The sequence below is a fragment of the Pedobacter sp. genome (assembly GCF_037719805.1).
GTDB lineage: Bacteria > Bacteroidota > Bacteroidia > Sphingobacteriales > Sphingobacteriaceae > Pedobacter.
Map to the genome: position 1 here is coordinate 293318 of NZ_JBBJLZ010000006.1, position 13778 is coordinate 307095.

The following is a 13778-nucleotide window of genomic DNA, read 5'->3' on the forward strand; positions in this document are numbered from 1 at the left end:
AATAAGTATATTCCGGCATCAAATCCCTGCAATAGCGAATAATGGCTCCCATCCTATGAAATTTAACATCGACCAGCAGTCCTACATGGATTTGAACATTTTTAGTTCTTCCTCTAATGCTGAAGCTATTGTCAATCTGTTTAAACATACAAAAACGATAGGTGGCAGAGAGATGGTTTTCGAAATGATGAGAAACCCCTCGTCAGATCTTCAATTTCTTGCGAACAGAACGGCTTCAATTTCATGGTTCCTGAAGCACCACATTGTATTGGAGATTAGTAGTCACCAGCTTGATCTGATTGATCATCACCTGAAACACAATAAGCGTCATCTCAAAGGAAACATACTGGATGCTACGGTAGACTTTATAAGAAACAAGTTGTCCGCAGGTGCAGATTATTACATTATCGAAAGCGGCTTAAAGAATTTTCTGAAGCTCAGCAAATTTCTACAAGCATATCTCAAAGTTATTGAAGATACTGATGCTCCTGAAGGCTTGAGCTCACATGCCAAACGGATCACAGAGATCCTGGAAATACCGGCAATTAAAAGAATGATTGCGCTTCAACCAAAAAAATTGAGATTTTATCATATTAATATTTTGGATGGCGTATTTAGAAAGCACTATAAAAAGGAGCTGAATGAACTTCTTAGATTGGTATACGAGCTGGATGTTTATGAAACGCTGGCCTACGTGATCGAAGATAAAGGGCTATGCCTACCAACTTACATAGAAAGCGGTCCGGTAAGCATCTCAATTGAAGCGCTGTACCACCCGGGTATTGTCGGCGCAGTAACCAATGACGTGAATATACAGGAGCAGAACAACATGACCTTCCTGACCGGCTCGAATATGGCGGGTAAGTCTTCATTTTTGAAAGCAACAGGATTATGTGTCTATCTTGCTCATATTGGCTTCCCCCTATTTGCAAAATCAATGCAAACGACGATTTTTAGCGGAATGATCACTACGATCAATCTTCCAGACAACCTGAGTGATGGCTTAAGTCACTATTACACCGAAGTGAAACGTGTTAAAGAAACGGCACTGCAGTTAAGAGACGTCGGAAAGGTATTTGTGATCTTTGATGAACTGTTTCGCGGCACCAATGTTAAAGATGCGTTTGACGCCTCCCTACTCGTTATCAACGAACTTACCAGGGTTAGAAGCTCGGTATTTTTAATTTCAACTCATATCGTTGAACTTGCCGAGGAACTTAAAAAGCACGACAATGTATCATTTAAATATATGGACACCTTCTTTAAAGACCAAAGGCCCATTTTTACCTATAAATTGATGAATGGAATTTCCACGGAAAGACTAGGTATGTATATTGTTAAAAATGAGGGGATTGTGGAGATCATTCAAGAAGCCGTCAAAAACCACTAGGTACAAAAAAGCGGGAAAGCGCTTACGAACCTTCCCGCTTTAAAACAATACTTGTGTTTATTTGGTGTTTTTCTTGTCTGTTACTTCAGTACGAATTTCTTGAGCAAGGTTTTTTAGATCTTGCATTCCTTTTCTTACTCTGGTTCCCGCTGCGCCGTTTCCAGAATTGTAAAATTTAGCTGCATCTGCTTCAACCGATGCTACCAGCTCTTTAAGTTTAGTGAATTTTTCCATGTTATTTTTTTATAAGTAAGTCGAATATAGGTTTTTATCATTAAAACAAGCACTTTTTTAAGGAAAATTGATCTTTATATAGACTTACCTTCCATCTCACCCTTGACCTGATAGCGCTTAAAATCCAAAATGCACGAATTACAAGTCAAATTTAAACTGATTACGATAGGTCATCATTTTAGCCAAATAGTAGAAACGCAATAATCAGCGTCACAATAACATTGAAGCCCTGTGCGATTAAAAACGCGTAAAACGGTTTCTTACTGTTTTTTCCAAACAAATCCTTAAAATTAGTCTCCAAACCTATACTTGTAAAAGCCAGCGCAAACCATAGTCCTTGCAGGTTTTTCAGACTTCCTTTTACCGCAGCATTTACCTCTGCAGGTACAAAGAAAGAAAACAACAAAGAAGCGGCAATAAAGCCAATGACAAACTTTGGAAAGCGCTCCCAAATAACCTTCAAGGTTGGTTTAGTGGCCTTCTCCTCTCCTGCCGGATGGTTTGTATAGGTCCAGTACACGGAGATGGCAAACGCAGCTATGCCAAGCAAAACATTTTGAGAGAATTTTACAATTGTACTGATTTTCAAAGCCTCTTCACCTACCAGTGTACCAGAGGCAACTACGGCTCCCGTGGTATCTATACTACCGCCAAGCCATGCTCCGGTAACTGCCTGAGGAAAATGAAAGTAGGCTGCGATATAAGGCATAAAGATCATCATCGGTATCGCAGTAATTAATACCATGGAAATCACATAGGAAAGTTTCTTAGGATCGCCTTTGATCGCACCAGAAGTGGCGATCGCTGCTGAAACTCCACATATAGAAACCGCACTGGAGATCATCATTGTGAGCTCGTCATCAACTTTTAGTTTTCTACACAGCCAGAAAGCAAAGTACCAGACCGATAATACAACCACTAATGCCTGAATCAACCCTAAAGATCCTGCTTTTAAGATGTCTGAAAAAATGACCGTAGTACCTAACAATACCAACCCAATCTTTACAAACAGTTCTGTAGATAAGGCCAACTTAAACCATTCGGGAAGCTTCATGAAGTTGCCTATGATTAGTCCGATCGTCAAACTAAAAATTACAGCTTCCAGGTTTAACGCTTTAACCTGTCGGTTTCCAGCGAGTATTAATGCGACAATGGTCAGCATATAAACCACAGGAAATGTTTTAAAATTTGCAACCAGGGACTTACCTGTTAAGACTGCACCTAGTGCGGAAATCACCAGCACCAGCAAAAACTGTAAGCCAATTATTTGCAGGTTGTGCCCTGAAAACACAGTCGTAGACAACTCAGCACCAGTTTTCCAACTGAAGACAGGCACAGGTAATATTAGACCGATGAAGGCAAGAAGAATGATGAGCCCGCCAAGAATGACGACTACCCAGTCCTCGTGAATAGTTAACTTTTTTTGAGTTGACATTATTAATTTTTGTGTGGTTTGTTATTTAGTTTGATAGAGAAAATATCGTTGAGTGCTTGCCTGGCTGCGTGATAGCCGCACATTCCATGCACGCCACCACCCGGAGGGGTGGAAGAGGAACATATATATAATCCTTTTGCGGAAGTTCGGTAAGGCGAAGTTCTTAGTACAGGCCTTGTAAATAATTGTCCAAGATCAATCACACCGCCATTAATATCACCTCCGATATAATTAGGGTTATAAGCCTCCACTTCAGAAGTATTCATGGTATGTCTTGCTAAAATAAGATCTTTGAAACCTGGAGCAAATCGTTCTACCTGCTGCTCGATCAAGGCAGTCATATCTTTAGTAGAACCGTTTGGTACGTGACAGTACGCCCAGGCAGTATGTTTACCTTCCGGCGCACGCGTGTCGTCAAACAAACTCTGCTGAGCCAATAGTACATAGGGTTTATCAGAATGCTTGCCTTCCCAGGTTAACTTTTCCGATAATGCGATTTCGTCTATCGTATTGCCAATGTGTACTGTACCAGCTCTCCGTGCTTTTGCGGCAGTAAATGGTATAGGTCCATCGAGAGCCCAGTCTATTTTGAAAACGCCCATACCATATCGATACCGGCCCAATTGCCATTTATAGAGTGGCGAAAACTTATGCCCCGCGATCTGTAGCAATTGTTTTGGTGTCACGTCAAAAAGCACCGTTTTAGCAGACGGAAGCTCACTTAGATTTTTAATAAATTGCCCGGTTTGGATCCTCCCTCCCAGACTAATGAAATAGGAAGCTAATGCATTTGCAATCTCTTTGGATCCACCCTGTGGAATTGGCCAGCCTTTCAAATGCCCAGTTGTCATTAATACAAGCGCAATTGCTGAGGTACTCAAATTACTTAGCGGCTGTATGGCATGTGCGGCCATCCCTGCCCATAGTCCCTTTGCTTCTTTAGTTTTGAACCGCTTCGCCAAAAAGGTTGCAGAAGTCAATGCTTTTAAACCAAATTGCGCCATGGCAATCGGGTGCTTTGGGAAGTGTAGTGGCGCTAAAACATCTGCATCAATTAGCGGCCAATCTCTCACTACCGGAGTAAATATGTCGAGATAAGCCTGTTCGTCAGCGCCGAGTGATTTAGCCGTTTCCAAAACTGAACCGGCTAGTACCGCAGCACTACCATCGTCAAAGGGATGCGCAGCAGCTAAATCTGGTTGTAAATAAATCAATCCATGATCAGCCAAAGGTAGGGTATCAAAAAAAGGTGACCCCAGTGCAAGAGGATGAATGGCGGAACACACGTCGTGTACAAATCCAGGAAGCGTCAACTCAGCCGAGGTCAGTCCACCACCAATCACATCTTTTCCTTCAATAAGTAGTACAGACAGTCCCTCTTGTCGCAACGTAATGGCAGCGGCGAGGCCATTTGGGCCGGAGCCAACTACTATTGCATCAAATTCCGTATTGCTCATTTAAAAGGATTGCTTTAGCATCGTGAAGATAGACAATTTGTTTTAGCATTAAACCGCTATGCGTGGCTATCCTATGAATTTCCTGAAAAAAAACTACTAAGCGACTAGACTTTACTACCTTTGCGGCATTAAATTTGAGTTGACGCTACAGCTTCCAATGATTGAATTAAGAAATATTACCAAGCGGTTTATTCAGAAAAAGAAGGAAACCGTTGCGCTGAACGGCGTTTCCCTTCACGTGCCTAAAGGAAAGATCTTTGGGGTGATCGGCTCGTCCGGTGCCGGAAAAAGTACATTGATCAGAACTGTTAATTTATTGGAGCGGCCAACTACAGGTGAGGTCATCATTGATGGCGTTAATCTTCTAGCACTTTCTGCCAGGGAGCTCGCCAAAGAAAGAAGGCAGATTGGTATGATCTTCCAGCACTTTAATCTTCTTTCTTCCAAAACCGTTTTTGAAAACATCGCATTTCCATTGCAGTTGGACAGTACCCCTAAAGAGGTAATTAAGGCAAGGGTTTTAGAGTTGTTAAATTTGGTAGGATTAAGTGAGAAACAACATGATTACCCCTCAAGTTTATCAGGAGGACAAAAACAACGTGTGGCCATTGCCAGAACATTAGCGACCAATCCTAAAGTCTTGCTTTGTGATGAAGCAACAAGTGCCTTGGATCCGGCAACAACGCTGTCAATTCTGACCTTGCTAAAAGATATTAATACCCGACTTCACATTACCATTTTGTTAATTACTCATGAAATGAATGTGGTTAAAAGGATTTGTGACGAGGTAGCTATTATAAGTGAAGGGAAGTTGATTGAGCAAGGTCCCGTAGCAGATGTTTTTGCTAACCCTCAAACAGCCGTAGCTAAAGATTTTCTTACGTCATCGATCAATTACTATGTCTGATTCTATGGTATTCATGCTCATTAAAGGAGCAGGCGAAACAATATTTATGACTTTTCTATCGGGCTTATTCGGCTTTGTGATCGGACTGCCTGCAGGCGTCTTGCTATTTATGACGCGAAAAGGTCAGGTATTACAACACAAGACGTTAAATAACATTTTGGCCGTTGTCGTTAATATATTTAGATCCATTCCCTTCATCATCCTCATTGTTTGGATGATTCCCTTCACTAGGGTAATTGTAGGTACTTCGATCGGTGTTGAAGCTGCGTTGGTCCCATTAAGTATTGGTGCTGCCCCTTTTATAGCTAGGATGGTAGAAAATAGCTTACTAGAAGTTCCGCCAGGTTTAATTGAAGCTGCCCGGGCGATGGGTGCTACACCGTTTCAAATCATCTGGAAGGTTCTACTTCCAGAGGCATTACCATCACTGATCAATACCGCTTCAATCACATTAATTACACTTGTTGGCTATTCTGCAATGGGTGGTGCAGTTGGTGCCGGAGGTCTAGGCCAGATTGGTTATCAATACGGATATGTAGGATACGATGTAACCGTCATGAATACGGTACTTCTCTCCTTAGTTGCACTCGTTTTTATCATTCAATTTACAGGTGATTATCTCGCAAAGCGTGTGGATCACAGAAAATAACAACCCATGAAAACTTCATCAAAATTATTCTTTACACTGCTTACTGCCACCGTTGCTTTTACAAGCTGTAACCGGGGAAACAAAACAAACGATCCGAACCACATCAAAGTAGGTGTCGAATCTGGCCCTGAGTTCAGGGTAGCTCAAGCGGCACAGAAAGTTGCAAAAGAAAAATTTGGTTTAGAAGTCGAGCTTGTACAATTCAACGATTATGTGATGCCGAATGAGGCTTTGCTTCAAGGTGACATTGATGCAAATGCGTTTCAAAACAGACCTTTTCTGGATGTACAGACTAAACAAAGAGGATACAAATTTGCCATAGTAGGTAATACGTTTGTTTACCCTCTTGCAGGATATTCTAAGAAAATAAAAACGCTGTCGGAATTGAAAGATGGAAGCACCATCATCATTCCAAATGATCTAACTAATGGCGGCAGGGCATTACTACTATTAGAAAGAACCGGCTTAATTAAACTGAAAGCAGGCGTAGGACTTTTACCTACGCTCAACGACATTACCGGGAATCCAAGAAACTTCAAAATCCTGGAGCTGGAAGCACCTCAGCTGCCTCGCGCGTTGGATGATGCAAACGTAACCATAGCAATCATTAACAATACGTTTGCAACACCTATCGGTCTGATTGCTGGTCGCGATGGCCTCTTCGTAGAGCCAAAAGAATCCCCGTATGTCAACATCATCGTTAGCAGAGAAGACAACAAGAACGAAGAGAAAGTAAAGAAATTCGTAAAAGCATATCAATCAGACGAGGTCGCCAAGGCGGCAGATGCTGAGTTTAAAGGAAGCGCAATCAAAGGCTGGTAGGACTCCATGCTAAGAACCACGGTCTGCGAAATGTAAATAAAGACGACTCGATCTCTAGGAATTATATTATATGTGCTAAATTTGGCTTTTAGTTAATCAATTACCGATTTAACAAATAACCAAGATTTTGAGCACTAAATTTTACCCAATTATTTTATTGTTAATTGTCCTGGGCTTTAGTACCCAGGCCCAAACGATAAGGGGAACTGTTAAAGACAGTACCCAGACTATTATAGGCGCAACGGTCTCTATTGCTGGGCTTAAACAACGTGCCGGAACAGATGCCAATGGCAGGTTTGAAATCAAACTTCCGGCTGGCGGAACTTACCAGGTGTATATTAGTTACATCGGCTATGAAACGCTTCAGGAGACTGTTACTATTGCGACGGATGAAGTTAAAGAACTCGACTTTGTATTGCGTTCATCCAGCAACAATAACCTTGAAGGCGTTGTTGTCTTAGGATCCAGAAGCGCCCCACGTTCCAGACTAGAAACTCCCGTTCCCGTAGATGTGGTGGATATTAAAAGATTGGTTCAAAGTGCACCCCAGGTGACAGTAAATCAAATATTAAACTTCGTAGCTCCATCTTTCACTTCTAACGTGGTGAGTTTAACAGACGGAACAGATCATATTGACCCTGCATCATTAAGAGGCTTAGGTCCTGACCAGGTATTAGTTTTGATCAACGGCAAACGACGCCACACTACCGCATTAGTAAACATCAATGGTAGTTTAGGAAAAGGCTCAGTAGGTACGGATTTGAACGCAATTCCTACGTCATCAATCAAAAGAATTGAAATCCTCCGTGACGGTGCATCCGCTCAGTACGGCTCTGATGCCATTGCAGGAGTAATAAATATCATTTTAAACGATGATGTGAATAAGCTTACAGCAAGCTTGACTGGTGGTGGTTTTACTGGCAAAAACTCTGATGGTATAGATGGAGAAACTGTTCAGGCAAATGTTAATTACGGTGTAGCCCTTTCAGATAAAGGTGGCTTTGTAAACTTTTCAGGCTCATTCGACTACAGGGATTTTGCATCAAGAACTACGCCTTACAGAGGTGTGATTTTTTCAGATTACAATAACCCTGGTTTGTATCCAACACCTACTGGGGCTGATATTACAGATGCCGAGCTGGAGAGACGAGGATTGACAAGAGGTGATTTTGTTCCGAACATCGGTCAGTCGCAAAATCGCGGTGGTTCCTTATTTTTCAATTCAGTAATCCCCGTGGAAAACGACGCAGAAGTGTATGCTTTTGGAGGTTTAAACTACAGAAACGGAATTTCTACAGCGTTCTATCGTACGCCAAGACAGCTTACACAAAACATTGCGTCTATTTATCCCAACGGTTTTTTACCGGAGATAGGAACAAATAATCTGGATCAATCTCTAGCTGCTGGTATCCGAGGAAACTTAGGGTTATGGAAAGCCGATTTTAGCAATACTTATGGTCGTAATGTTATAGAATTCACGACAAATAATACGGTAAATGCATCGCTGTTAGCAGCTTCTCCAACGTCCTTTCAGTCTGGCGGCTATGATTTCACTCAGAATACCACCAACCTGGACTTTAGTCGCTTCTTCGAAGCGCCTCTTAGCGGAATAAACGTCGCGTTCGGATTTGAAAACAGAATTGAGCACTACAAGATCAATCCAGGCCAGGAAGGATCTTACGTAAACTACGGCAATGCGATTAATGTTGGAACAGCAGCAAATCCGATTTACGTTCCAAGTCCAACGGGTAACATCTCTACTCGCTTTGCAGCGAATGGAGCTGCTTATGCTGGCGGAGCACAAGGGTTCCCCGGTATAAGTCAGGCGAATTTAACTAACGTATCCAGATCCTCTATCGCCGGATATGGGGATTTGGAAGTAAATTTCACCGATAAGTTCTTGGTGGATGGGGCAGTCAGATTTGAAAACTATTCCGACTTTGGTTCTACCCTCAACGGAAAGCTGGCAGGTCGCTACAAATTCTCTGACAAATTTTTACTACGTGGTGCGATCAGTACTGGATTCAGGGCTCCTTCTTTACACCAACGCTATTTTAATTCTACCTCTACAGTCTTTATAGACGGTGCATTTGTAGAGTCTGGAACATTTTCTAATGAGAGTCGTGCTGCAGAACTTCTTGGCATCCCAAAGCTAAAAGAAGAAACCTCCAACAGCTATAGCTTAGGATTTACATCTAATCTCGGTCCCTTAAAGTTAACGGTAGACGGTTATCTTGTAAACATTGACAACCGTGTTATTTACACTGGCCAGTTTAGCGGTAGCAATGCAGCTAATGCATCGCCTCAAGATAGAGAACTATATACCTTACTACGTGCTGCAAACGCGACCACCGCAAGATTTTTTGCAAATGCTATTGATACCAGAACTAAAGGAATTGACGCTGTATTAAGTTACAACACATCACTGGGCGGCGGTACATTGAGGACCGATCTTGCTGCAACATTTACTAAAACCGAAATCGTTGGTGACGTACATGCATCGCCACTATTAGTGGGTAAAGAAAACATTTATTTAGATGATGCAAGTCGCATCTTAATTGAAAAAATTACACCAAGAATTAAGTCCAACCTGACCTTCGACTATACAATTGGCGATTGGAATGTATTTTTAAGAAACGTATATTTTGGAAAGGTTTCTCAACCAACCAATGTAGTAGCGAACAGACAAGAGCTGACAGGACGAGTTATTACAGATATAGGTGCAGGTTACAACCTCACTAAAAACCTAAAGCTTACTGTAGGTGCAAACAACTTATTTGATGTTTATCCTTCTGAACTTCTATTGGCGAGTCAGGGTACTTCAGGTATTTTATATCCAAACCAGGCTCCACAGTTTGGCTTCTTAGGAAGATATTTATTTACCAGATTGTCGCTGAATTTCTAAGCTCATAAATAATAGCTATTTTTAACTCATTGCCGGAATATACAGTTCCGGCAATAATTTTTTTTAGGCATGTTTAAAAGAACTGATTTGCTGGCTATTGTCAGCCTCACCCTATTTTCCTTTAGCAACTATAGCTTTGCACAATCTGCGAATGAGTACGATCATGCCGCTGTGGTAAGTGCCCATCCGGAGGCGACAAAAGTTGGCGTTGACATTTTAAAAAAGGGCGGCAATGCAGTTGACGCAGCTGTAGCCGTACAGTTTGCACTAGCTGTTGTTTATCCAAATGCAGGAAATATTGGTGGTGGAGGCTTTATTGTGTATCGCGACCGCAAAGGCACTTCCAATACATTGGATTACCGCGAGAAAGCACCTTCCAAAGCTTCGAAAGACATGTATTTGGATGAGAAAGGTGACGCGATTACCGATAAAAGTTTATTCGGTGCGCTGGCATCGGGTGTGCCGGGAAGCGTTGATGGTATGGTTCAGGCCCACAAAAAATACGGGAAGTTAAATTGGAAAGCGGACTTGCAACCAGCTATCGATCTGGCTGAAAAAGGATTTGCGATTACTGCCCAGCAAGCTGGGGAATTAAACCGGCTAAAGCCCAGCTTTTTGAAGTATAACGACAAGCCAGTGGCCTTTGTAAAAGAGGCAGAATGGAAAGCCGGCGACGTGCTTACACAGCTAGAGCTTGCCCAAACTTTAAAGCTAATAAGAGACAAGGGAAGGGCGGGATTTTATGAAGGCAGGGTTGCCAATGCTATTGTAACTGCAATGCAGCACACGAAAGGAATCATTTCGAAAGGAGATTTGAAAGACTACCACTCCGCATGGAGAAAACCAGTTACCGGGTATTATCATAATTTTAAAGTGATCTCTATGCCTCCCCCATCCAGTGGTGGCATTGCACTGCTTACAATGTTAAAACAAGTGAGTAAGTATCCTTTAAAACACTGGGGCTTTCAATCTGATTCTACAGTACAATTGATGGTTGAAGCGGAACGTCGCGCTTATGCCGACAGAGCAAGTTACCTTGGTGACCCAGACTTTTTTAAAGTACCGGGAAAAGCGCTGTTGGATACAAACTACATTAACTCGCGCCTTGCTCATCTTGACTTTAGTAAAGCAACACCTAGTGCTGACGTGAACCCGGGTACCTTACCTAACTATGAGAGCGAGCAAACCACCCACTTTTCAATTGTTGATTCGGATGGCAATGCCGTTTCTGCTACAACGACGTTGAACGGCTCCTATGGGTCTCTGGTAGTTGTTGCGGGTGCAGGATTTATATTGAACAATGAGATGGATGATTTCTCGGTTAAGCCAGGAACGCCGAATGTTTACGGACTTATTGGAGGTGCAGCCAATGCAATTCAGCCAGGCAAAAGGATGCTCAGCTCCATGACCCCTACGATTGTTGAGAAAGACGGCAAACTGGTAATGGTTGTTGGTACACCAGGAGGCTCGACAATAATTACTTCAGTCTTTCAAGCTATATTAAACGTTTTTGCTTTTGATAAGAGTATGCAAGACGCGGTTTCAGCACCTAGATTTCATCATCAATGGTTGCCTGATGAGGTGTATGTAGAAGAAGGAGCAGTGAGTGAAGCGGTTAGAAAAGAGTTAATATCAAAAGGCTACAAGATTGTTCCAAGGGGAGCAATTGGAAGAGTGGATGCTATATTAATTAAATCAAATGGGAAACTCGAAACAGGTGCAGATCCGAGAGGAAATGATACCGGCGGTGGTTACTAAAAAAACAAAAATGACGGGTAATTACGCTTTAGTAACTGGTGCAAGCAAAGGAATAGGTAAAGAAATCGCTTTGCAATTGGCGCAAAAGGGATACAATTTATTACTAAGCGCAAGATCAGAAGAGGAGCTCGCGCAATTAGCACTCGAGATCGAAGACAAGTACAAAGTCAATGCTTTCTATCTTAGTGCTGACTTATCTAAACCGGGAATGGCCAAAGAACTCGCTAATTGGGCAAATGGCAAAACAGATAAATTGTCTGTATTGGTAAACAATGCTGGTTTTGGAATTTGGGGAAGCTTTGATTCACTTGAGCTTAGCGCTCAAATGGAAATGTTGCAGCTCAATATCAATGCCGTACTTGAATTAACTCATCACCTGCTCCCCGGCTTAAAAACACAGCAGTCTTATATCTTAAACGTAGCAAGTACCGCAGCCTATCAGGCGATGCCGACTATGGCATTGTATGCTGCGAGCAAGTCTTTCATCTTATCATACAGCAGAGCTATAACCTACGAGCTCAAGGATACCTCCGTGTCTGTAAGTTGTCTGAGCCCCGGGCCTACCGCAACCGGATTTGGCAGTCGCGCGGGGCTGGATGCTTTTGCAGAACTCGCTGATAAATTTAATATGCCAGCTGCACTCGTTGCGCAAATTGGCTTAAAAGGACTATTTAACAAGAAGCCTGAAATCATTGCAGGCTTTTTAAATAAAATTTCAGCTTTTGGAGCGAACCTGCTTCCTAAAACCCTTATTGAACGGATCAGTGCCAATTTGTACCGCCTGTAAAATTTAAGGGATATATTTTTCTGAAATAAATTTAATCTTATAAATATTTGTATACATTTGTAATGTCTACTAATTATGTAGACATTCCTTTAATGAATAATATACAAACAACCCAAATCGTAAATCGAATGCGAATGCCCTTCTTCACCTGGGCAGGTTGTTGCTGTTGTTGTTGTTGATCTGTAGTAAAACTTACTGATCCCATCTCCTTCCGCCTCCAGTCCACAACTGGGAGGAGGGCAAGTTTCACTTCATTTTCTCACAAATTATTCAAAGCAACAATGGAAAAGTCATATTTAAGATTCACTTTAGGTGAAAGCATAACAGCAGAACAATACGCGTTTTTCAATAAAAACGGATTCATTCATTTTAAGAACTTCATTAAAAAAGAAACGGTTAATGATATCATTGAAGCATCTGAAAAGGTGCAAAAGGACTGGATCGAAAACGGTCGTGTAAAGGTTAATGGCATACCAATAAAGTATGGCAAAGATTTAGACGGTTCAAGCATTGTACAACGCTTCGCTTTTATCAACCAGCACCATGATGTTTTTGCCGAACTGGCCCAGGATCCCCGCTTTGAGGTGCTTCTGAGCATTATTGGCAACGGAGCCAGATTGGGAACTGAAGAGAAAGATGGAATGGTACTGAACCACTATGTTAATGGGGCAGATAGTAAGTTTACACAGATGGGATGGCATACGGACGGCTTAAGAGACCTCTTTCATGGCCAAAAGTTAAACCCGATGTTGAATGTGGGGATCCACTTAAGTACGCTTAAAAAAGAAAATGGCGGACTGGTGACCTGACTATACATGATGGTCGCCTTTGGCACCGGGTAGCACAATCCTCCGTGATTGGAGAAGAAAGTCGCCGACGGGTAATATATCTTCCAATCATCGCAGGAAAATATAAGCCTAAGAATGAAAACAGTCCAACTGCCTTCTACCAGCGCTTTGAAGGTTTAGTAAAGTAAGACGATGTTAATCGCGATGTTAATCACCTGGTTGGTGCGCACAGGAAAGTTGGAAGCTGGTAAACAGTATTTCAATTCCATAAAAAGAAAATAGATTTTGGTTAGATCTATATTTGGTTTGAAGAGCCTGGATTGGATAATCCCGGCTCTTCTGTTTTATATTTCTAATGAACAGTCGCTTAACTTCTATTCTTTGCAGCCGCTCTTATTTTAGTGAATAGCCATAAAGAAACCGCTATTAAAATCAAATCATACACCAGGTACTGTATCACATACGAGTAAACAGACTGAGAATACCCTGGAACTTCAATAACTGATCTTTTCACAAAAGCAAATGGAAAGCCTGCTTCAACAAATGAAAACTGGTTCCACAAGAATGGCAGGGCAGAGATCAATAGAAAGGACAGAACAAATAGTATAACACGTTTCATAGCTTTAAGTTACCAGTATAAAAGTAG

12 protein-coding genes are annotated in these 13778 nt (G+C 41.9%); 8 read left to right on the plus strand and 4 right to left on the minus strand.

From position 1 onward, the window contains the following. The first annotated feature begins 55 nt into the window (after window positions 1–55). Window positions 56–1390, plus strand: a complete 1335-nt coding sequence (locus WKF66_RS20615) for a MutS-related protein (protein WP_489676397.1) — start codon at window positions 56–58, stop codon at window positions 1388–1390. A gap of 57 nt (window positions 1391–1447) precedes the next feature. Here the strand turns inward: WKF66_RS20615 and WKF66_RS20620 are convergent, their stop codons facing one another. From WKF66_RS20620 to WKF66_RS20630, 3 genes are all read right to left on the minus strand, one after another. Beyond that, entirely contained in the window at window positions 1448–1624 is a 177-nt protein-coding gene (locus WKF66_RS20620) for a histone H1 (RefSeq protein WP_489676398.1), read from the minus strand. 178 nt (window positions 1625–1802) lie between these two features. Continuing rightward, the gene (locus tag WKF66_RS20625) at window positions 1803–3059 is read right to left on the minus strand and encodes a YeiH family protein (protein WP_489676399.1); all 1257 of its coding nucleotides are present in this window, start codon (window positions 3057–3059) and stop codon (window positions 1803–1805) included. A 2-nt stretch (window positions 3060–3061) separates the two neighbouring features. Beyond that, window positions 3062–4516 carry a phytoene desaturase family protein gene (locus WKF66_RS20630; protein WP_489676400.1) on the minus strand — a complete coding sequence of 485 codons (1455 nt, stop codon included), beginning with the start codon at window positions 4514–4516 and terminating at the stop codon, window positions 3062–3064. Between the two features lie 157 nt (window positions 4517–4673). On the opposite strand from WKF66_RS20630, the gene WKF66_RS20635 reads away from it, so the two are divergent. The 7 genes from WKF66_RS20635 (at window position 4674) to WKF66_RS20665 (ending at window position 13153) form a co-directional block, all read left to right on the plus strand. Further along, window positions 4674–5423, plus strand: coding sequence for a methionine ABC transporter ATP-binding protein (locus tag WKF66_RS20635; RefSeq protein WP_489676401.1), 750 nt, complete (start codon window positions 4674–4676; stop codon window positions 5421–5423). Continuing rightward, entirely contained in the window at window positions 5416–6072 is a 657-nt protein-coding gene (gene metI / locus WKF66_RS20640; RefSeq protein ID WP_489676402.1) for a methionine ABC transporter permease MetI, read from the plus strand. The genes WKF66_RS20635 and metI overlap by 8 nt, the downstream gene beginning before the upstream one ends. 6 nt (window positions 6073–6078) lie before the next feature. Next, complete coding sequence (gene metQ, locus WKF66_RS20645) at window positions 6079–6894, plus strand: methionine ABC transporter substrate-binding lipoprotein MetQ (RefSeq protein ID WP_489676403.1); 816 nt, start codon at window positions 6079–6081, stop codon at window positions 6892–6894. A 127-nt stretch (window positions 6895–7021) separates the two neighbouring features. After that, entirely contained in the window at window positions 7022–9799 is a 2778-nt protein-coding gene (locus WKF66_RS20650; protein ID WP_489676404.1) for a TonB-dependent receptor, read from the plus strand. 69 nt (window positions 9800–9868) lie between these two features. Continuing rightward, window positions 9869–11557, plus strand: coding sequence for a gamma-glutamyltransferase (ggt, locus tag WKF66_RS20655; protein ID WP_489676405.1), 1689 nt, complete (start codon window positions 9869–9871; stop codon window positions 11555–11557). A gap of 10 nt (window positions 11558–11567) precedes the next feature. Continuing rightward, a complete protein-coding gene (locus WKF66_RS20660) occupies window positions 11568–12344 on the plus strand; it encodes an SDR family NAD(P)-dependent oxidoreductase (RefSeq protein WP_489676406.1) in 777 nt (258 codons plus the stop codon). A 281-nt stretch (window positions 12345–12625) separates the two neighbouring features. Continuing rightward, on the plus strand, window positions 12626–13153 hold the full coding sequence (locus WKF66_RS20665; RefSeq protein ID WP_489676407.1) for a phytanoyl-CoA dioxygenase family protein: 528 nt from the start codon (window positions 12626–12628) through the stop codon (window positions 13151–13153). Between the two features lie 346 nt (window positions 13154–13499). On the opposite strand, the gene WKF66_RS20670 is transcribed toward WKF66_RS20665, so the two are convergent. After that, window positions 13500–13751 carry a hypothetical protein gene (locus WKF66_RS20670; protein ID WP_489676408.1) on the minus strand — a complete coding sequence of 84 codons (252 nt, stop codon included), beginning with the start codon at window positions 13749–13751 and terminating at the stop codon, window positions 13500–13502. Between the last annotated feature and the right edge of the window lie 27 nt (window positions 13752–13778).